This window comes from Rhizobium sp. L9 (genome assembly GCF_002531885.1).
GTDB lineage: Bacteria > Pseudomonadota > Alphaproteobacteria > Rhizobiales > Rhizobiaceae > Rhizobium.
Window position 1 is genome coordinate 56,734 of the sequence record NZ_NWSZ01000012.1, and the last position, 19,656, is coordinate 76,389.

Here is a 19,656-nt window from a genome sequence, read left to right on the forward strand (position 1 = left end):
GATTTTCCTTGGCAAACACCACTCACGAACTGGTGCCAAGTTTTGCCGAAGAATGGTTAATCCTTCCTTTCGATTGTGCCGAAATGCGAGGGATTGGATTTCTGTCATGCCCCGCGGATTTTAGGATCCGGCGGCTACAGTGTTGAATCTACTTAACTTCGCCAACTTCACCCAAGGGAAGGAGAGAGCTGCGGAATCGCCTCGTCGGTTAAGGATTGTTGCCGCGCGGCGACATTGAAGGTGTGAGATCTCCGATAAAATCGCCGATTCCCGGTCGCTTTACCGCGCGAAAGGCAAGTGGACGACAAAGATCCATCGCCGCGATTCCGATGCGAGCAGTCATCAGACCGTTGATCACGCCCTCGCCGAGTCGGGCCGATAGCTTTGAGGCCAGCCCGTGACCGAGCACCTGCTGGACGAGACTGTCGCCGACAGCGATCGAGCCGGTGACGGCGAGGTGGGCCAGCACGTCACGCAGGAGGCGGAACATGCCGAGCGTGCCGGGGCGGCCTCCGTAGAGCTCGGCCATGGCGCGGATGAGTCGCAGGGACTCGTAGAGCACATAAAGCAGATCGACGATCGCGCGCGGGCTGACGGCGGTGACGATCGAGACACGCTTGGAGGCGTTGACGATGAGCGCCCGCGCTTTGCGGTCGAGTGGGGCCAGCAGCTCGCGTTCGGCCAGGGCGATCAGATGCGGGGGGTCGATGACCTCACCCTCGGTCGCCTTCAGCGTCGCGCGTCCCTTCGATGTCTCGGGATTGGCCGCAAGAAGCGTAGTGAGGCGCGCAACGACGGCGCGCGCTTTCGCCGGCCGCGTTTCGAGGATCGCTGCCTCTGCTTCCGCCTTGATCGCCTGAACAGCGGCAAGGCGCATCATGCCCGCGGTTTCGCGGATGACGAGGGCGAGAACGGCGAGAATGCCGATCGCCAGCACGCCAAGAGCTGCATAGCCCAGCCAGTCGGCGCGGGTGAAGAGATCGCGGATCAGCCGGTCGGTCCAGAGGCCGATGCCGAGCGACAGCAGGATCCCGAAGGCGCTTAGTGCGATCTGGCCGAAGGAGGGGTGCCGCTTGCGCGGTGTTGCCACCGGCACTGCGCTCGCATCCTTGTCCGGATTGATGAAGGGATCCTCCTCGTCGGGCGTCAAGACGATGTCGTCCGAGAAGCTTTCCGGTCTGCGCCGGCCTTGCTGTTGCCGACCATTGTCGCGCGGCACGGCAGCCTCATCCTCATAGGCGAAGGCGGCGGGTGGGCGGTGCGGCAAATCGGAGGGGGGCTTACTCATGCGAGACGGTCTCCGAACAGGAACTGCATGGCGCGGTCAAGGCGGATATGCGGCACCGAGAGCTTGATGCCGCCGCCGGTCTCCTCGAGATGGGGTGGGCGGAATCTGACGACGTTAACGTCGGGCAGGATATCGGCGGTCTCGCCGGAAGCGATGCGGTCGAACAGGCTTTCCGGATCCCGCGGCAGGTCTCCGGGGAAGATCGCGGTCTTTCTCTGGCCGTCGAATCGTTCGCCGGCAATGGTTTCGCCCTCCATCGGCGTGCCGACGATGACAGGCAGTTCATGGCCGTCGCGTTTGACCGATGCCTCGCGCGTGGCGCGTACGGAGGCGAGCGCCATCACGTCGATGCCGGCTCCGGCCATGCCGATGCGGGCGATGGCGCGATCGACGAGGCGGCGGGTCAGCGCATCGAGCCGATCATGGCTCTCATGATGGAGATGGTCGGCCTTGGTTGCGGCGACCAGCACACGGTCGATGCGGCGCCCCAGCAGCGACGAGAGCAGCGAATTGGTGCCCGGGCGGAAACAGGCGAGCACGTCGGTCAGCGCGCGCTCGAGATCCTGGACGGCTTCGGGGCCGCGGTTCATGGCCTGCAGCGCGTCGACGAGCACGATCTGGCGGTCGAGCCGGGCGAAATGCTCGCGGAAAAATGGTTTGACGACGACGGATTTATAGGCCTCGTAACGCCGCTCCATCATCGTCCAGAGCGAGCCGCGATCGGGACGTGTGCCCGGCGGCAGGACGAGCGGGGCGAAAGTCAGCGCCGGCGAGCCGTCGAGATCGCCGGGTAGAAGCAAGCGTCCGGGCGGCAAGGTGGATAGCGAGCGCTCGTCGGCCTTGCAGGCCTTGAGGTAATCCGCAAAGGCGGTGGCAAGCGCGCGGGCAGCCATCTCGTCGGCGCCGGCATTTAGTTCGGCGGCACGGGTCAGCGCCAACCATTGCCGCGACAGTTCGGAGCGCACGCCGATTTGCGCAAGCGCGATCGTTTCCTCGCTGAAGGTGCGGTAATCCTTGCCGAGCAGCGGCAGGTCGAGCAGCCATTCCCCTGGATAATCGACGATATCGATTGACAGCCGGCCGGGAGAGAACAGGCGGTTCCAGCCGCTGGCGCTCTGATAATCGAGCGTGATGCGCAGTTCGGAAATGGCGCGAGTGGAATCCGGCCAGACGCGATCCTTCACCAGCGCCCGGATATGATCCTCATATTGGAAACGGGGCACAGCGTCATCTGGCTGCGGCTCCAGCCGCACGGCTGAAACGCGCCCCGACTGCACCGGCTCGAACAGCGGCAGCCGGCCGCCATGCAGGAGATTGTGAACAAGCGAGGAGATGAAGACCGTCTTGCCGGAACGGGAGAGGCCGGTGACGCCGAGCCGCACGGTCGGATTGACGAGGCCGCTTGCCCTGTCGGCGAGATTATCAAACGCGATGCGCGCGTCGTCGGCGAGGGATGTCAGGCGTGGCGGCAAGGCGCAATTCCGGTTGATGACTGCCGGCAATATAGGAAGACTGCGCCCCCCGAAAAAGAAGCGCAGTGAAAGACTTCAGACGACGAGGAAATCGATAAGGCGCCAGCCGCTTGCGGAAGCGTCAAAATCGACAACGGCGAGGCCCGCCGTCGGAAAGCCGGCGGGAAGTGCGTTCACCATAGCCTCGTGGCCGATCAGCGCCTCAAGCGCCTGCTCGATCGTCGGGTTGTGGCCGATCAGCATGACGGCGGCCTTATCCTGCGCATCGACGATCTCGACATAGGTATCGACCGTGGCGTTGTAGAGCGCGTCGATGTAATTCACGTCCAGTGCCACACCCATCGCCCGATGGACGGCATCGGCGGTGTCGCGGCAGCGCAGCGCCGTCGAACTGATCAGAAGATCGGGACGGTAGCCCTTGTCGGCGGCTTTGTCGGCGATAACCTCGGCATCTCCGTAACCTTTTTCGTTGAGCGGCCGGTCGAAATCGCGCTGTCCGGGTTCTGCCCAGGCGGCCTCGGCATGACGCAGGAGATAGATGCGATTAGGCGGAGGCAGCGGTACGGTCATGGGCAAATCCAGGATCGGCGGGTCTTTTCAGTAGCGGTTGCGATCCTCCGCCGTCAACCGCCAGCCATGCCGCAACGGCCCAAAACGTGGCCGAAAACACGGCGTTTTGAAGACGAGACGAAAATTGCGGCCGCGAATAATCATGAGAAAATAGTCCGTTAGCTGAAAATTGTAACAGATTTAAAAATCTGTTTAGCTGTCGTATTTGGCTTGAATCGCGGCTAGCGCTTGGGATATACACCCCGCCAGATGAGATGTTCTTCAGGAGAATCGCGTTGAGTGAGAAGATCGATCTTAGCAATTACGTTCCCTCGGAAGAGGAAGAATTCATGAACGTAAACCAGCGTGCCTACTTCAGGGCAAAGCTGGTCGCCTGGAAAAACGATATCCTTAGAGAAGCGCGCGAAACACTCGACCATCTGGCCGAGGAAAGCGCAAACCATCCCGATCTCGCCGACAGGGCGTCGTCGGAAACCGACCGGGCGATCGAACTTCGCGCCCGCGACCGGCAGAGAAAATTGATCTCCAAGATTGACGCGGCGCTGCAGCGCATCGAGGACGGCACCTACGGCTATTGCGAGGAAACCGGCGAACCGATCGGTCTCAAGCGTCTCGACGCCCGCCCGATCGCGACGCTGTCGATCGAGGCGCAGGAGCGCCACGAACGTCGCGAAAAGGTCTACCGCGACGAATGACCATCCCCATGCAGAGATGAGACAAATTCAGCGCCGCGACCTAATCGCGGCGCTTTTTGTTGAGCCATCTCCCGTCGTGTCGAAGAGGAGGTTACGGGAAAGAGTCGGTCGCCAGAGCTTTCCAGATTGGTTCCCGCTCCGCCTGCGTGGGGAGATCGATTGTGACGAGGGTGCCATTCATGATCCGCCGTCGCATGATGTCGGCCCGGTCGGGCTCTGTTCGACAGGGGCCCCGATCGTGAAGAGCCTGGAGGCGGGAGCGTGACATCTGCAACTCGCCGGCCAGCAGGCGATCCAGGCGTATGCTCGTTGGAAACGGAGCCGCCAGTTCGATTTCCAGGCTCGTCCAGCCTCCGGTCTCGTGCCGGATCTCCTTGGCGATGTCGAATTCGGCGAACTCGTCCACACGCTGTGACTTGCGCCGCAGCGCATCAAGATTGAAGGTTTCCGCGCGAATCCAGTCCGGGTCGTTGGACTGCAGCGCGTCGAGAATCATCGGATCGACGTCTCGAATATTCCGGCGTTCGAAGATCGGGCGGTTCCATGTCCTTTCGCAGATCAGGCATTTGTAAATCAGCCAGGCGTCGAGCTTGCGACCGTTGGCATTGAGCCGGACCTTGCCGCTGGATCGGAAAGGTCTGAGGCCCCCACATCCACCGCAGGCAATCCATGGCTGGGGCGCCGTTTTGGGAGTGATGGTCCATCGGACCCGAAGTGTCTTGCACATATCGTCTTGGTCTTCCGTTCGGAAGTCCACCAAGATGGTGCATGAGAAAACCCTTGTGGGCGCGGTATTGCGATGTTGTGGGCGGCTGAAGAGCTGAGACAGCGGAGCTGCACATGGCACATTGTAACAATGCCAGACCGGTCTCTCGCCACCACCCGATGAACATGTTCGCAAGCCGCCAGCGCGTCACTTGCGGCTACACGGGTGAAACTGGGGTGAGACCGGTATTTACTTAGGCAAAGTCTACCTCGGATGCGCCAATGCTCTTCAACCTGACCGATAGCAAATGATCGGCGTGATAGGGAGTCCCCAAGGCGTCGGCGAGGTGAAAGCCGCAGCATTGCGGCTTTTATGCAACTTAATGACGAAGCTAACGGATGACAACCGAGATGTAAGCGTTTGTCTTACTTGTCGCGATTGACGCTCATTTCGCCGAAGATGCGGGCGACTTCTTTCTGCAGGTCGGTGTCGGCACCGGTGATGGGGGCAAGCTCGGGATCACGGCGCGGCTGGTTGGCCGGCTGCGGTGCGGCCTGGCGAGGGGCCTGGTTTGCCGGAGCCGGCACGAGCCGCTCGGCCGTCAGATTGTTCGACATTTCCTCTTCCAACACCCGTTGGAAATCACGGCGGATCGCCGCTGCCGATTGGGCAGCCGCATCATCCTCGGCCGTAGCGGCAGCGGTGCGCGGCGCCGGCATCTCCGGGGCGGAGACCTCGGGCTCGATGCGCTGCTGCGGCAGCACGCGCTGGCGGGCGGCATCCAGGATTTCGGCAGCGCTTGCGGTATCCCGGAACGATGCCGGTTGCGCGCTGGCGGGAGCAGAGGGGCGCTCCGGGGTGCGCGGCTGGGGCGAGGCAGCGCGCAGGGGCTGGTCGCGTTCGGCCGATAGAGGTGCCGTCGCCGGTTCTGGGGGAAGAGGGCTGGTGGCCACCGGCGGCGGCATGGTGGGCGGGGCCGATGGTTCGGGGCGCGGCCGCGGCTCCGACGCGGGCGCAGCGAAGGAGGGCTCGGTGGCCGGCTCGGCGCGGGGGGTGACCGGCGCACGGGCGGCGGAAACAGGCGGTGTTTCCGGCCGCGGGACTGCGATCGGCCGCTCGGCGGCAGGCTCCGGGCGTGAGGGGCTTTCCGGCTGTTCGGACTTCTCCGGCAGGATACGGCTTTCAATGACGATATCGGTCGGGCCACCGATCATGATAAGATGCTCGACATCATCTCGGCGCACCAGCACCAGCCGGCGGCGGGCGTCGACGGCTGCCGCATCCAGCACCTGCAGGCGGGGCTGACGGTTACGGCCGCCGCGTACGAAGGGCGAAGGGGCGCGACCTCGCATCAGCCAGAGTGCGAGAATGAGCAGGAGGAGCGCCAGGCCGACGCCACCGGCCGCAAGCAGGAAACGGCTGCCATAGGCTGCGACAAGATCATCGAACATGGTCACTCACTCCATTTCACATTCGGCACATATTGACGACTTTTCCGTTCCTTAGGCAAGGGTAGCCGGTCCTGTCCAGCCATGCACGAACGCGATTTCGTGTTATGCCGAATTGCAGCTGCCGGCTTCGCGAGGGCCGCTGCCGCAGGTATCCGGCGCAGATGGCGCTCTTGCCTGTGAATTCAAGCGGTCTTGCCGGCGACCGGTGTTTTTGCCGGCGTGGCAAATTGCTAAGAAGGAAAGAGCGCCTGATTCCCGCTTCTTGTTCGTGCTACGAGGTGGGAAAGGCTTATGCGAGGAATATATGACGAAACCGCGTCAGGTCGACGACTATAACGCACCGCTTGTGGATCGTGGGGGGCGTTCTGGCACGGTTTTGCGCATTCTTCTCCTGGCGCTCGTGCTGATCGCGGCCGCAGGGGCTTTTGTCGTCTTCAAGCGATCGCTCGACAACGAGATGGTGCTCGGCGGTCTCGGCGTTCTCGCCATGGTCGGCATCTTCTTCCTGGTATCTTCCGTTATCGGCTTCATCGAGGTGATGCCGCAGCGCCAGTCCGACAGCCTGGCGCGCGCCTTCCTCAACAGCCACCCGGACGGCACGCTGATCACCGACGAAAAGGGCCGGATCATCTATGCCAACGCCGCCTATGGCGCGCTCACCGGCGCGCGCAAGGCAACAGAAGTGCAGACGCTGGAAACGCTGCTGTCGCGGCACCGCGAATCCAACGAGGCGCTCTACCGGCTGGTCAATGGTCTGCGCGAGGGCAAGGAGGGCCGGGAGGAATTCCGCCTGCTGCGCGCCGTCGGGCCCGGCAGCAACAGCTCGGGCGCGCATTGGTACCGGCTGAAGGTGCGGCTGCTGCAGCCGGAGGATGGTGGCGGCAAGCCGCTGCAGATCTGGCAGATCACTGACATCACCGCCGAACGCGACGATCAGGAGCGCTTCTTCAAGGAGCTGCAGAATGCGATCGATTATCTCGACCACGCGCCGGCCGGCTTCTTCTCCGCCGGCAGGAAGGGCGAGATCTTCTACCTGAACGCGACGCTTGCAGAGTGGCTGGGCCTCGACCTAACCAAGTTCCTGCCGGGCTCGATGTCGATCGGCGACCTGGTGGCGGGCGAGGGGCTGGCGCTGATCCAGTCGGTGCAGGCCGAGCCCGGCCTGAAAAAAACCGTGACGCTGGATCTCGATCTGCGCAAGACCAATGGACAGAGCCTGCCGGTGCAGATCATTCACAGCGTCACCTCGATGCGCGACGGCGCGCCTGGCGAAAGCCGGACGATCGTGCTGGCGCGCGAAAAGAGCAGCGAGAGCGGCCAGTCGGCTTCGGCGGCCGCCATGCGCTTTACCCGCTTTTTCAACAATACACCGATGGCAATCGCCTCGGTCGACGGCGACGGACGCATCCTGCGCACCAACGCGCCGTTCCTCAAGCTGTTCTCCGGCATCGTCTCGCGCGACGACCTGGAAAAGGCGCCATATCTGGAAACGATCGTGCAGGAGAGCGATCGGCCGCAACTGGCCGCGGCGCTGACGGCCGCCAAGGACCGGCAGAGCGACATCCCGCCGCTCGACACCCGCACGCCGACAGACGAGGCGCGCTATTTCCGCTTTTATGTCAACGCCGTTATCGACCAGAGCGACGAGGCGCCGGAAGAGGCGGCGATCGTCTATGCCGTCGAGGTGACCGAGCAGAAGGCGCTGGAAGCGCAGATGGCGCAGACGCAGAAGATGAACGCTGTCGGAACGCTCGCCGGCGGTATCGCGCATGATTTCAACAACGTCCTGACGGCGATCCTGCTTTCTTCCGATCACCTGCTGCTGCAGGCGCGTCCTTCCGATGCAAGCTTCGCGGACCTGATGGAGATCAAGCGCAACGCCAACCGCGCCGCGGTGCTGGTGCGCCAGTTGCTCGCCTTCTCACGCAAGCAGACCATGCGGCCCTCGGTTCTGAACCTCACCGATGTCGTCGGCGACCTCCGCATGCTGGTCGACCGGCTGCTCTCCGGCACCAATGTCAAGCTCGATGTGCAATATGGCCGCGATCTCTGGCCCGTCAAAACCGACCTTTCGCAATTCGAGCAGGTGCTCATCAATCTCTGTGTCAATGCGCGCGACGCCATGCCTGACGGCGGCACGCTGACGCTGCGCACCCGCAATTTGACCGCAGCCGAGGTCGCGGCCTTCAATTATTCCTACATGCCGGCCGAGGACATGGTGCTGGTCGAGGTCGCCGATACTGGTACAGGCATCGCGCCCGAGATCATGGACAAGATTTTCGAGCCCTTCTTCACCACCAAGGATGTCGGCAAGGGCACCGGGCTTGGTCTCGCCATGGTCTACGGCATCGTCAAGCAGTCGGGCGGCTACATCCAGCCGGAATCCGAAGTCGGCAAAGGCACGACCTTCCGGGTCTTCCTGCCGCGCTATATCCCGGAGCCGGCGATTGCCGCGGAGGCGGGTTCGATCGACAACGCCATCAATGAAGTCCCAGCCGCGCCGGCGGTGGCCGCGCAGCAGCCGGAGGACCTGACCGGCTCGGCCGTCGTCCTTCTCGTCGAAGACGAGGAAGCGGTGCGCCGCGGCGGCAAGCGCATGCTGGAAACGCGCGGCTACACCGTGCATGAGGCTGGCTCGGGCGTCGAGGCGCTGAGCATCATGGAGGAGCTCGAGGGCAAGGTCGACATCGTCGTTTCCGACGTGGTTATGCCCGAAATGGATGGCCCGACGCTGCTGCGCGAGTTGCGTAAGAACTATCCCGACCTGAAATTCATCTTCGTTTCCGGCTATGCCGAGGACGCCTTCGCCCGCAATCTGCCGCCGGATGCGAAATTCGGATTTTTGCCGAAACCGTTCTCGCTGAAGCAGCTTGCCGTGGTGGTGAAGGAAACGTTGGATAGCTGATTACGGCTTGATGGTTTGCGGAGAGGCACACTATGTGGCACTCCCCTCTGCCCTGTCGGGCATCTCCCCCACAGGTGGGGAGATCGGCTGGGCGCGATGGATTCCTCAAACAACTGCCGTATGATTGTTCCGCTACTGTGGCGAGGGAACGATGGTCCGGCTTCTTGCCGATCTCCACCCTAGTGGGGGAGAGGTCCGGCAGGACAGAGGGGGTGCCACACGGCCAACCCTCTCTGAAAATCCTCAAGCCGATAAAACGAATCCACCAATTACTCACCCAACGCCACGGCAATCTCTCCCGCAAGCCGCGCATTGTTTTCCACCAGCGCGATATTCGTCTTCAGGCTCTGGCCGTCCGTCAGGTCGAAAATGGTCGAGAGTAGATAAGGCGTCACCGCCTTGCCGGTGATTTCGTCGCGTTCGGCACTATCAAGCGCCCGCTCGATATAGATCTCCATCTCCTCACGCGCGATTTCGTCGGCTTCCGGCACCGGATTGGCGACGAGCATGCCGCCGTCGATGCCGAGCTGTTCGCGCACCGTCTGGAAATTGGCGATGGCCGCCGGGCTGTTCAGCGAGAGCGGGCTGCGGATACCTGATGAACGCGACCAGAAGGCGGGGAATTCTTCGCTCTCATAGGTGACCACAGGTACGCCGCGGGTCTCCAGCACTTCAAGCGTCTTTGGAATGTCAAGGATCGCCTTGGCGCCGGCGCAGACGACGATAACGTCGGTGCGCGCCAATTCCTCAAGATCGGCTGATATATCGAAGCTTTCCTCGGCGCCGCGATGCACGCCGCCGATGCCGCCTGTGGCAAAGACACGAATGCCGGCGCGGGCCGCCGCGATCATCGTCGCAGCAACCGTCGTTGCGCCGGTGCGCCGTTCGGCGATCGCGAAGGCGAGATCGGCGCGTGACACCTTCATGACCTCCTTTGCCTTGGCAAGCTGCTCAAGTTGCGCAGCTTCAAGGCCGATATGAAGGGTGCCGTGGATGACCGCGATCGTCGCCGGCACCGCGCCCTGTTCGCGAATGATCGTCTCGACGCTGCGCGCCATTTCGATATTGCCGGGATAGGGCATGCCATGGGTGATGATGGTCGATTCCAGCGCCACCAGTGGCGCGCCGCGCTGCTTGGCGCTGGCGACCTCCTTCGAATAGGCGATCGGCAGAAGAGGGGAGATGGGCTTGGTCATGGTCTTGTCCTGTGATCGGCAGAGCATGATACCAAAAGCGTGGGCGGCTTTCGAAACGGCATCTTGCTCAACTCTTTAATTCAGCCGCTTCAATGCAGAATTCTGACCTTGGGAACAAGGGCAAGCGCCTCATTCAAGAGATCCGGAGTCAGATTTTCGTTGACGGCGTGCCGTGACTGCACCGTGAGCGCTGCCGCCGCCGCGCCGTAGCGAACGGCCTCCTCAAGCGGCAGGCCTGATATCAAGGCGGCGAGCGTGCCGGCGGCAAGGGAATCGCCGGCGCCGGTAACATCGGCGACGGTTCCGGCGATTGGCGGCTGCAGCGCCACGGCGCGGTCTTTGCAAATCGCAACGAGCTCGCGCCGTCCGCGGGTGACGACGGCGTTTCTGATGCCGATCTCATTCAGGAGCGGCGGCCAACCGCCCGAATCCTCCGGCTGCAAGCCGGTAACGGCGGCGGCTTCGGCCTCGTTCAGGAACAGATAATCGATATCCCTAATGCAGGGTTTCAGCCGGACCACCTTGGCCGGCGAGATGGCGATGGCCGCAACGGGTTTGGCCAGGGAGTTCGCCTTGGCGACGATCGCCGCGATTGTCTCTTCCGGCAGATTGGCGTCGACGAGAATGAAATCATGGGCGGCGAAGGCCTCGCGCACCCAGCGGATGGACAGGCGCCGCGGCACGAAGAAACGGTAGAGATCCATGTCGGCAAGGGCGATCACGAGGTCGCCGTTCTTCTCGATGATCGCCGTATAGCTCGGTGTCTTGCGGTCGAGGAAGACGAAGGGCCGGTCGTCGATTCCGGCGAAATCGGCAGCTTCGCCGACCATTTCGCCGGAGGGATCGCCGCCGCGCGGCGAGATCATGGTCACGTGAAAACCCAGTCTTGCAAGGTTACGCGCCGCGTTGAAACCGCCGCCGCCCGGCTCCTCGAACCAGGTGCCGGGATTGCTGGCGCCTGGCGCCGTTTCGCCGGAGATGCGGCCACGCCTGTCGATATGGGCACCGCCGAGAACGAGAATCTTTTTCATCAACTTACCCGGGATCATAAAGTGCGAAGGGCGAATCGATGCTCATTGCCCGGCCGCGGCAAAGCTTGCGCAGAGGGTCTAAGCCGTTGCTTTGCATCGATAAAACAAATGTAGAACACGGACCGTTTTACCTTTTTCTTTCAAATGTTTGTGCGCCTATTGCGGGAATGGAACAAATAGGGTACAAACTCGACATTGCTTGAGCGGCTTCAATAACCTAAAGGTGGATCGGATGTCTCAGAATACATTGCGGCTGGTAGAGGACAAATCGGTGGACAAAAGCAAGGCGCTTGAAGCGGCACTCTCACAAATAGAGCGGTCGTTCGGCAAGGGCTCGATCATGAAACTCGGCTCCAACGAGAACGTCGTCGAGATCGAGACGGTTTCGACGGGCTCGCTTGGTCTCGATATCGCGCTCGGAATTGGCGGCTTGCCGAAGGGCCGCATCGTTGAAATCTATGGGCCGGAAAGCTCGGGCAAAACAACGCTTGCGCTGCAGACCATTGCGGAATCGCAGAAGAAGGGCGGCATCTGCGCCTTCGTCGATGCCGAACACGCGCTCGATCCAGTCTATGCCCGTAAGCTTGGCGTCGATCTGCAGAATCTGCTGATCTCGCAGCCAGATACCGGAGAGCAGGCGCTCGAAATCACCGACACGCTGGTGCGCTCCGGCGCCGTCGACGTTCTCGTCGTCGACTCGGTCGCCGCGCTGACGCCGCGCGCCGAAATCGAAGGCGAGATGGGCGACAGCCTGCCGGGCATGCAGGCACGCCTGATGAGCCAGGCGCTGCGCAAGTTGACCGCGTCGATCTCCAAGTCGAACTGCATGGTGATCTTCATCAACCAGATTCGCATGAAGATCGGCGTCATGTTCGGTTCTCCGGAAACGACCACCGGCGGTAATGCGCTGAAATTCTATGCCTCTGTGCGCCTCGACATTCGCCGCATCGGCTCGGTCAAGGAGCGCGAAGAGGTGGTCGGCAACCAGACCCGCGTCAAAGTCGTCAAGAACAAGATGGCGCCTCCCTTCAAGCAGGTCGAGTTCGACATCATGTACGGCGAAGGCGTGTCGAAGACGGGCGAACTCGTCGATCTCGGCGTCAAGGCCGGTATCGTCGAGAAGTCGGGTGCCTGGTTCTCCTATAACAGCCAGCGTCTCGGCCAGGGTCGCGAAAACGCCAAGACCTTCCTGCGTGACAATCCGGATCTCGCCCGCGAGATCGAGCTGGCGCTGCGCCAGAATGCCGGCCTAATCGCCGATCGTTTCCTGCAGAATGGTGGTCCGGATGCCGATGACGGCGATGCTGCCGCGGAGATGTAATTTTCGCGCTTGAACTTGATTTGAAATCTCAGCCGGCCGCATTCCCTCATCAGAATGCGGCCGGTTTTGTTTGTCGGCTGGACAGTGGCGGAGGCGAACGTTAAAAGCCGATGGATTTGAATTTATCTGCCTACGGCAGCATTGAAGGGCATAGAATGAGCGGCGTAAACGACATCCGGTCGACCTTCCTCGACTATTTCAAGAAGAACGGCCACGAGATCGTTCCGTCCAGTCCGCTCGTGCCGCGCAACGACCCGACGCTGATGTTCACCAATGCCGGCATGGTGCAGTTCAAGAACGTCTTCACCGGTTTGGAAAAACGTCCTTATGCAACCGCGACAACCTCGCAGAAATGCGTGCGCGCCGGCGGCAAGCATAACGATCTCGACAATGTCGGCTATACCGCGCGTCACCTGACCTTCTTCGAGATGCTCGGCAATTTCTCCTTCGGCGACTATTTCAAGGAGAATGCGATCGAGCTGGCCTGGAAGCTCGTGACCGAAGGCTTCGACCTGCCGAAACATCGCCTGCTGGTGACCGTCTATTCCGAAGACGAGGAAGCAGCGGCTTTGTGGAAGAAGATCGCCGGTTTCTCCGACGACAAGATCATCCGCATCCCGACCTCAGACAATTTCTGGCAGATGGGCGATACCGGACCCTGCGGACCCTGCTCGGAAATCTTCATCGACCAGGGCGAAAATGTCTGGGGCGGCCCTCCCGGTTCGCCTGAGGAAGACGGCGACCGGTTCCTGGAATTTTGGAACCTGGTTTTCATGCAGTTCGAGCAGACCGAGCCGGGGGTTCGCAATCCGCTGCCGCGTCCGTCGATCGACACCGGCATGGGTCTGGAACGCATGGCCTGCATCCTTCAGGGCGTTCAGAGCGTCTTCGATACCGATCTTTTCCGCACGCTGACCGGCACCATCGAGGATACGATAGGAGTCAAGGCGGAAGGCAGCGCCAGCCACCGCGTCATCGCCGACCATCTGCGTTCCTCGGCCTTCCTAATTGCCGATGGCGTGCTGCCGTCGAATGAGGGCCGCGGCTATGTGCTGCGCCGTATCATGCGTCGCGCCATGCGGCACGCCCAGCTTCTCGGCGCCAAGGAGCCGCTGATGTATAAGCTGCTGCCGACGCTGGTGCAGGAGATGGGCCGCGCCTATCCGGAGCTCGTGCGGGCCGAGGCGCTGATCTCGGAGACGCTGAAGCTCGAAGAAGGTCGCTTCCGCAAGACGCTGGAGCGCGGCCTGTCGCTGCTGTCGGATGCGACCGCTGATCTCGGCAAGGGCGACATGCTGGATGGCGAGACCGCCTTCAAGCTTTACGACACCTACGGCTTCCCGCTCGACCTGACGCAAGACGCCCTGCGCGCTCGCGAGATCGGCGTCGACATAGCTGGTTTCACCGATGCCATGGAGCGCCAGAAGGCCGAAGCCCGGTCGCACTGGGCCGGCTCCGGCGAGAAGGCAACTGAAACCGTCTGGTTCGAGCTTAGGGAAAAGCATGGCGCAACCGAGTTCCTCGGTTACGACACAGAGAGCGCTGAAGGCGTGGTGCAGGCGATCGTCAAAGACAACGCCGTGGCCGACGAAGCCAAGGCCGGCGACAAGGTGCAGATCGTCGTCAACCAGACGCCTTTCTATGGAGAATCCGGTGGTCAGATGGGCGATACGGGCGTCATCTCCTCTGACCACGGCAAGATCGAGATATCGGACACACAGAAGAAGGGCGAGGGCCTCTTCGTGCATTCCGGCACGGTCGTCGAAGGTGCATTCAAGACCGGCGATGCTGTCGTTCTGACTGTCGACCATGCCCGCCGTTCGCGCCTGCGCGCCAACCATTCGGCAACCCACCTGCTGCACGAGGCACTGCGCGAAGTGCTCGGAACCCATGTCGCGCAGAAGGGCTCGCTGGTTGCGCCCGAGCGTCTGCGTTTCGACGTTTCGCACCCCAAGCCGATGTTGGCCGAGGAGTTGAAGGTCGTCGAGGACATGGCAAACGAGATCGTTCTGCAGAATGCCCCCGTCACGACCCGCCTGATGAGCGTTGATGACGCGATCGCCGAAGGCGCAATGGCGCTCTTCGGCGAGAAATACGGCGATGAGGTGCGCGTCGTTTCGATGGGCACGGGTCTGCACGGCGCGAAGACCGACAAGCCTTACTCGGTCGAACTCTGCGGTGGTACGCATGTGTCGGCCACCGGCCAGATCGGGCTCGTCCGAATCCTCGGCGAAAGTGCAGTCGGCGCCGGCGTCCGTCGTATCGAAGCCGTGACCGGTGAAACGGCGCGTGAATATCTTGCCGAGCAGGACGAGCGCGTAAAGACGCTCGCGGCGTCGCTCAAGGTGCAGCCGTCGGAGGTCCTGTCGCGCGTCGAGGCGCTTATCGACGAGCGCCGCAAGCTCGAGAAGGAATTGGCCGACGCCAAGCGTAAACTCGCCATGGGCGGCGGGCAGGGCAACTCGGCCGATGCCGTGCGCGAAGTTGCCGGCGTAAAGTTCCTCGGCAAGGCTATATCGGGCGTCGACCCCAAGGATCTGAAGGGCCTCGCCGACGACGGCAAGACCAGCATCGGCTCCGGCGTCGTCGCCCTCGTCGGCGTGTCCGACGACGGCAAGGCGAGCGCAGTGGTTGCGGTGACGTCGGATCTCGTTCAGCGCTACAGCGCTGTCGACCTCGTCCGCATCGCCTCGGCTGCTCTCGGCGGCAAGGGGGGCGGCGGCCGCCCCGACATGGCCCAGGCCGGCGGCCCCGACGGATCGAAGGCTGATGACGCCATAGAGGCCGTGGCTTTGGCGCTCGCCGGCTGATCATCAGATCTGCGGGATTTTCGAACGGCGGAGGCTCGGCTTCCGCCATTTTCGTTTCAGCTTCCGCAGCAGGTCCGCAGGATTTGTCAATTCGATATACGGTTGTCTGTGGTCGTTCGGTTTGCATAAGGCTTGACATGAACGGCGGCACGGCATGGGCGCTTTACGAGACCCGTCTAAGACGGGTTTCGGCCTACATTCACGACCATCTCGATGAAGAGCTGGATATGGAACGTCTGGCCGAGATCGCCTGTTTGTCGAGCTATCACTGGCACAGGATTTACCGGGCGATCTATGGCGAGGCGCTGGCAGCCACCGTCAAGCGGCTCAGGCTGCATCGCGCCGCGGGCGAGATCGTCCGCACGGAGCTTGCCGTCAGTGATATTGCGAAGCGATCAGGCTATCCCAATCTCCAATCTTTCAACCGCATCTTCAAATCGGTCTATGGCATGCCGCCGGCGCGCTACCGGAAAGAGGGAAGCCATGCAGCGTTCCAACCCTCACCTAACGGAAAGTCCAAAGCCATGTTTGATGTTACCTTGCGGCAGATCGGGCCGATCGAGCTGATCGGCGTCGCCCACACCGGTTCCTACATGCAGATCGGCAAAGCCTTCGAAACATTGTTCGGCACGCTTTACGCCCGCGGCCTTGCTAAGCCCGATATGCGGATGATCGGCGTCTATCTCGACGATCCCGACATCGTGCCGGCCGAAAAACTGCGCTCCATCGCCTGCGTCACCAGCACCCCAGGAGTTCCCACCGAAGCGCCGTTCGAGCGACATACGATCGAGGGTGGCAACTATGCCGTCCTGCGCCATAAGGGTCCCTATGCGGACATGTATAAGGCCTATCAGTGGCTTTATTCCGAATGGCTGCCGAACTCGGGACGACAGTTGAAGGACAGTGTCATGTTCGAGGAATATCTCAACAATCCGCGCGATGTGCCGCCGACAGAACTGATGACGGATATTCACATGCCGCTTGCCTGACGGCTGGATCCCGGCGCGGCGTTCCGGACGTCGCGCCGGATTGACAGTCAGGCAGCCTGCATCGTCTTGCCGGCCTCGTCGTCCAATGCGTTCGCACGTTTGTAGGCCTCGCGCTCGCTGATGCGGCCGAAATAGTCGATGAAGGCCTGGCGCTTCTCGATGCTGCCGAAACCCAGACCCCAGCCGATATGCGCACCGACATAGACGTCGGCGGCGGTAAAGCGCTCGCCGGTGACGTAGGTCGATTGGGAGACCGCCATCTCAAGTGTATTCATGACGTCGCCGAAACCGCCGCAACCGGCCATGCGTAGGCGTTCCGCAGGGATTTCGAAGCCGAGCGCCTTCATCGTCACCGCCGATTCCAGGGGGCCGGCAGCAAAGAACATCCAGCGGTAATAGCGGGCGCGTTCCTCCGGCCTCGGCGCCAGGCCCTTTTCCGGGAAAGTTTCTGCCAGATAGGCGCAGATCGCTGCACATTCGGTGACGACGGTGTCGCCGTGGCGGATTGCCGGCACTTTGCCCATTGGATTGACCCGAAGATATTCCGGCGCCTTCATGGTTTCGCCGAAAGTCAGCAGCTCGGTACGATAGGGCTGGCCGATCTCCTCCAGCATCCAACGCGCGATGCGGCCGCGCGACATCGGGTTCGTATAGAATACCAGTTCTTCGGTCATGAAGTCCTCCTCGTGTTCTCGTGTCGCTATCGTCCGGAATCAATAGCGCGGCGAGGTCTTTGTGCAAGCCCGGAGCTAAAGCACTTTGCGGTACTGGATGAAACCCGAGCGTTCGGCGATCTTGTCATAGAGGCGCCGCGCGGTCGCATTGCTTTCATGAGTCATCCAGTAGAGCCTGCCGGCACCCGTTGAGCGGGCAAGCTCGGCGACGGCCTCGATCAGCGCGGCTCCGGTGCCGAGCCCGCGTTGACTGTTTTCGACATAGAGATCCTGCAGATAGCAGGTCCATTGCGGCAGCCAGCAGGACCGATGGAAGATTGCATGCACGATGCCGACGAGGCGGCCGTCTTCGTCGAAGGCGCCGAGCGCATGCATCGGTTCGTCGGGATCGTGGAAGCGAGCCCAGGTAAGATCGGTCGTCTCGGCCGGGATAACCACTTCGTAGAACCGCTGGTAAGCTGCCCATAACGGCTCCCAGGCGGCACGATCTGAAGGTTTGAGCGGGTGCACGGTCACCGTCATTTTCTCTCCCAAATGAAAACGGCGGGGAAATCCCCGCCGTTCAATGCTATTGCGAAAAGACGGGCTTACGCCATTGCCTTCTGCAGGTTTTGGTCGATCTTGTCGAGGAATGCGGTGGTCGAGAGCCACGGCTGATCGGGGCCGATCAGCAGCGCCAGGTCCTTGGTCATGAAGCCGGATTCGACGGTGTCGACGCAGACCTTTTCCAGCGTAGAGGCGAACTTGGCAAGTTCGGCATTGTCGTCGAGCTTGGCGCGGTGCGCGAGGCCGCGGGTCCAGGCGAAGATCGACGCGATCGAGTTCGTCGAGGTTTCCTGGCCCTTCTGGTGCTGGCGATAGTGGCGGGTCACCGTGCCATGAGCCGCTTCGGCTTCAACCGTCTTGCCGTCCGGCGTCAGCAGAACCGAGGTCATCAGGCCGAGCGAGCCGAAGCCCTGGGCGACGGTATCGGACTGAACATCGCCGTCATAGTTCTTGCAGGCCCAGACATAACCGCCGGACCACTTCAGGGCGGAAGCGACCATGTCGTCGATCAGGCGGTGTTCGTAAGTGATGCCGGCTTCCTTGAACTGATCCTTGAATTCGGTCTCGTAGACTTCCTCGAAGATGTCCTTGAAGCGGCCGTCATAGGCCTTGAGGATGGTGTTCTTGGTCGAAAGATAGACCGGCCACTTGCGCATCAGGCCGTACATCATCGAGGCGCGGGCGAATTCGCGGATCGATTCATCAAGGTTGTACATGGCCATGGCAACCCCGGCGCCCGGCGCGTTGAAGACTTCCTTTTCGATGACGGTGCCGTCTTCGCCGACGAACTTGATCGTCAGCTTGCCCTTGCCGGGGAATTTGAAGTCGGTGGCGCGATACTGGTCCCCGAAGGCATGGCGGCCGACGACGATCGGCTGCGTCCAGCCGGGAACGAGGCGCGGCACGTTGCGGCAAATGATCGGCTCGCGGAAGATGACGCCGCCGAGGATGTTGCGGATCGTGCCATTCGGGCTCTTCCACATTTCCTTGAGGTTGAATTCCTTCACGCGGGCTTCATCAGGCGTAATGGTCGCGCACTTGATGCCGACACCGTACTTCTTGATGGCGTTGGCGGCGTCGACCGTGACCTGGTCGTTGGTGGCGTTGCGATTTTCGACCGAGAGGTCGTAATAGTCGATGTCGAGGTCGAGATACGGATGGATCAGCTTATCCTTGATGAGCTGCCAGATGATGCGCGTCATTTCATCGCCGTCGAGATCGGCGACGGGATTAGCGACCTTGATCTTCTTCATGTATCTGCCTCGTTAAGCTTGGAAGGGGATGTTGTCCCGGCTGGGTGATGTAATCCGGAGCGCTATAGCATTGTGAGCCGGGAACGCAAAGCTGCAACGGGCAGGGACATGACGTTTTTGCCTCCATTGCCAAGTGCTGGAAAATGGCTACCCTCCGCCGCCTGAGCCCCGAGTCCCGGACATTTACCATGAAGAAGATCGCCGTTCTGTTCGCCGGCCTGCTTGCCGCCGGGTCTGCCGCACCTGGCCTCTCGCTTGCAGCTGACGCGGCTGCGCCGGTGAAGGAAATTGTGAAGGACACGCAGACGAACTGGGCGAGCGACGCCAGCGACTGGATCGATGTCTTCGAGGAAAGCATGCTCGGCCGACTCTACAGCAAGGATTTCAGCGACAAGTACAAAGCAGCCGCTCAGAACCCCGCTGCCGACGAGGATGGCATTTCTCCCTTCGACTATGACGTGATCGTCAACGGGCAGGATGCCTGCCCGCTGCAGGATCTCTCTATCGAAAACGGCCAGCCGGCAAACGGCACGACAGAGGTGACTGTGAAATTCAAGGCAGCGACTTGCCTGGAAGGCGCCCCCAACAGAGATGACTTTACGACGGTGCGTTTCGAGGTAATCGAGGAGAATGGCAAATCGGTCGTCGACGACATCATGGTTCAGGGTGAGGAGGGGCAGGGGCCGATCTCGCTCAAGGCTACCATGGCGCAGATTGCCAACGGCCAGTAAGCGAGACATTCAAGCGGC

At 61.7% G+C, this 19,656-nt stretch carries 16 protein-coding genes; 6 read left to right on the forward strand and 10 right to left on the reverse strand.

The genetic code is table 11. The annotated features are described in order from the left end of the window. Nucleotides 1–208: 208 nt before the first annotated feature. The 3 genes from CO660_RS14035 to CO660_RS14045 all read right to left on the reverse strand — a co-directional run bounded on the left by CO660_RS14035 (nucleotide 209) and on the right by CO660_RS14045 (nucleotide 3,330). Nucleotides 209–1,288 (reverse strand): TIGR01620 family protein, encoded by a 1,080-nt coding sequence (locus CO660_RS14035; protein WP_097599216.1) that lies wholly within the window; start codon nucleotides 1,286–1,288, stop codon nucleotides 209–211. Continuing rightward, complete coding sequence (locus CO660_RS14040) at nucleotides 1,285–2,760, reverse strand: YcjX family protein (RefSeq protein ID WP_097599367.1); 1,476 nt, start codon at nucleotides 2,758–2,760, stop codon at nucleotides 1,285–1,287. Before CO660_RS14040 ends, CO660_RS14035 begins: the two co-directional genes overlap by 4 nt. Nucleotides 2,761–2,835: 75 nt before the next feature. After that, complete coding sequence (locus tag CO660_RS14045) at nucleotides 2,836–3,330, reverse strand: histidine phosphatase family protein (RefSeq protein WP_085778348.1); 495 nt, start codon at nucleotides 3,328–3,330, stop codon at nucleotides 2,836–2,838. Nucleotides 3,331–3,605: 275 nt separating this feature from the next. Between CO660_RS14045 and dksA the strand changes: the two genes are divergently transcribed. Next, complete coding sequence (gene dksA, locus CO660_RS14050) at nucleotides 3,606–4,025, forward strand: RNA polymerase-binding protein DksA (protein ID WP_008525884.1); 420 nt, start codon at nucleotides 3,606–3,608, stop codon at nucleotides 4,023–4,025. Between the two features lie 91 nt (nucleotides 4,026–4,116). On the opposite strand, the gene CO660_RS14055 is transcribed toward dksA, so the two are convergent. Both CO660_RS14055 and CO660_RS14060 read right to left on the reverse strand, forming a co-directional pair. Next, the gene (locus CO660_RS14055; RefSeq protein WP_097599217.1) at nucleotides 4,117–4,752 is read right to left on the reverse strand and encodes a DUF1062 domain-containing protein; all 636 of its coding nucleotides are present in this window, start codon (nucleotides 4,750–4,752) and stop codon (nucleotides 4,117–4,119) included. Nucleotides 4,753–5,156: 404 nt separating this feature from the next. Further along, nucleotides 5,157–6,182 (reverse strand): flagellar biosynthetic protein FliO, encoded by a 1,026-nt coding sequence (locus CO660_RS14060; protein WP_176536288.1) that lies wholly within the window; start codon nucleotides 6,180–6,182, stop codon nucleotides 5,157–5,159. A 304-nt stretch (nucleotides 6,183–6,486) separates the two neighbouring features. On the opposite strand from CO660_RS14060, the gene CO660_RS14065 reads away from it, so the two are divergent. Further along, nucleotides 6,487–9,087: a PAS domain-containing sensor histidine kinase gene (locus CO660_RS14065; RefSeq protein WP_097599219.1), complete on the forward strand. Its 2,601-nt coding sequence runs from the start codon at nucleotides 6,487–6,489 to the stop codon at nucleotides 9,085–9,087. Between the two features lie 269 nt (nucleotides 9,088–9,356). On the opposite strand, the gene CO660_RS14070 is transcribed toward CO660_RS14065, so the two are convergent. Then, entirely contained in the window at nucleotides 9,357–10,283 is a 927-nt protein-coding gene (locus tag CO660_RS14070) for a pseudouridine-5'-phosphate glycosidase (RefSeq protein WP_097599368.1), read from the reverse strand. Nucleotides 10,284–10,372: 89 nt separating this feature from the next. Further along, a complete protein-coding gene (locus tag CO660_RS14075; RefSeq protein ID WP_097599369.1) occupies nucleotides 10,373–11,317 on the reverse strand; it encodes a carbohydrate kinase family protein in 945 nt (314 codons plus the stop codon). A gap of 229 nt (nucleotides 11,318–11,546) precedes the next feature. Here CO660_RS14075 and recA point away from each other — a divergent pair, with 229 nt between their 5' ends. The 3 genes from recA to CO660_RS14090 all read left to right on the forward strand — a co-directional run bounded on the left by recA (nucleotide 11,547) and on the right by CO660_RS14090 (nucleotide 16,434). Continuing rightward, nucleotides 11,547–12,635 (forward strand): recombinase RecA, encoded by a 1,089-nt coding sequence (gene recA / locus CO660_RS14080; RefSeq protein WP_097599370.1) that lies wholly within the window; start codon nucleotides 11,547–11,549, stop codon nucleotides 12,633–12,635. Nucleotides 12,636–12,790: 155 nt separating this feature from the next. Beyond that, complete coding sequence (alaS, locus tag CO660_RS14085) at nucleotides 12,791–15,445, forward strand: alanine--tRNA ligase (RefSeq protein WP_097599220.1); 2,655 nt, start codon at nucleotides 12,791–12,793, stop codon at nucleotides 15,443–15,445. A 137-nt stretch (nucleotides 15,446–15,582) separates the two neighbouring features. Beyond that, the gene (locus CO660_RS14090; RefSeq protein ID WP_097599221.1) at nucleotides 15,583–16,434 is read left to right on the forward strand and encodes an AraC family transcriptional regulator; all 852 of its coding nucleotides are present in this window, start codon (nucleotides 15,583–15,585) and stop codon (nucleotides 16,432–16,434) included. Between the two features lie 47 nt (nucleotides 16,435–16,481). Here the strand turns inward: CO660_RS14090 and CO660_RS14095 are convergent, their stop codons facing one another. From CO660_RS14095 to CO660_RS14105, 3 genes are all read right to left on the reverse strand, one after another. Then, entirely contained in the window at nucleotides 16,482–17,108 is a 627-nt protein-coding gene (locus CO660_RS14095; protein WP_097599222.1) for a glutathione S-transferase family protein, read from the reverse strand. A gap of 75 nt (nucleotides 17,109–17,183) precedes the next feature. Then, nucleotides 17,184–17,630: a GNAT family N-acetyltransferase gene (locus CO660_RS14100; RefSeq protein ID WP_097599223.1), complete on the reverse strand. Its 447-nt coding sequence runs from the start codon at nucleotides 17,628–17,630 to the stop codon at nucleotides 17,184–17,186. 65 nt (nucleotides 17,631–17,695) lie between these two features. After that, complete coding sequence (locus tag CO660_RS14105; RefSeq protein WP_097599224.1) at nucleotides 17,696–18,907, reverse strand: NADP-dependent isocitrate dehydrogenase; 1,212 nt, start codon at nucleotides 18,905–18,907, stop codon at nucleotides 17,696–17,698. Nucleotides 18,908–19,095: 188 nt separating this feature from the next. On the opposite strand from CO660_RS14105, the gene CO660_RS14110 reads away from it, so the two are divergent. Beyond that, complete coding sequence (locus CO660_RS14110; RefSeq protein WP_097599225.1) at nucleotides 19,096–19,638, forward strand: hypothetical protein; 543 nt, start codon at nucleotides 19,096–19,098, stop codon at nucleotides 19,636–19,638. Nucleotides 19,639–19,656 lie beyond the last annotated feature (18 nt).

Excerpts from the sequence above, each read along its gene's own strand:
- CO660_RS14060 (WP_176536288.1), bottom strand. The coding sequence starts at position 6,182 with ATGTTCGATGATCTTGTCGCAGCCTATGGCAGCCGTTTCCTGCTTGCG.
- recA (WP_097599370.1), top strand. The coding sequence starts at position 11,547 with ATGTCTCAGAATACATTGCGGCTGGTAGAGGACAAATCGGTGGACAAA.
- CO660_RS14110 (WP_097599225.1), top strand. The coding sequence starts at position 19,096 with ATGAAGAAGATCGCCGTTCTGTTCGCCGGCCTGCTTGCCGCCGGGTCT.
- CO660_RS14055 (WP_097599217.1), bottom strand. The coding sequence starts at position 4,752 with ATGTGCAAGACACTTCGGGTCCGATGGACCATCACTCCCAAAACGGCG.
- CO660_RS14105 (WP_097599224.1), bottom strand. The coding sequence starts at position 18,907 with ATGAAGAAGATCAAGGTCGCTAATCCCGTCGCCGATCTCGACGGCGAT.
- CO660_RS14045 (WP_085778348.1), bottom strand. The coding sequence starts at position 3,330 with ATGACCGTACCGCTGCCTCCGCCTAATCGCATCTATCTCCTGCGTCAT.
- CO660_RS14070 (WP_097599368.1), bottom strand. The coding sequence starts at position 10,283 with ATGACCAAGCCCATCTCCCCTCTTCTGCCGATCGCCTATTCGAAGGAG.
- CO660_RS14095 (WP_097599222.1), bottom strand. The coding sequence starts at position 17,108 with ATGACCGAAGAACTGGTATTCTATACGAACCCGATGTCGCGCGGCCGC.
- CO660_RS14065 (WP_097599219.1), top strand. The coding sequence starts at position 6,487 with ATGACGAAACCGCGTCAGGTCGACGACTATAACGCACCGCTTGTGGAT.
- CO660_RS14035 (WP_097599216.1), bottom strand. The coding sequence starts at position 1,288 with ATGAGTAAGCCCCCCTCCGATTTGCCGCACCGCCCACCCGCCGCCTTC.
- alaS (WP_097599220.1), top strand. The coding sequence starts at position 12,791 with ATGAGCGGCGTAAACGACATCCGGTCGACCTTCCTCGACTATTTCAAG.
- CO660_RS14100 (WP_097599223.1), bottom strand. The coding sequence starts at position 17,630 with ATGACGGTGACCGTGCACCCGCTCAAACCTTCAGATCGTGCCGCCTGG.
- CO660_RS14090 (WP_097599221.1), top strand. The coding sequence starts at position 15,583 with ATGAACGGCGGCACGGCATGGGCGCTTTACGAGACCCGTCTAAGACGG.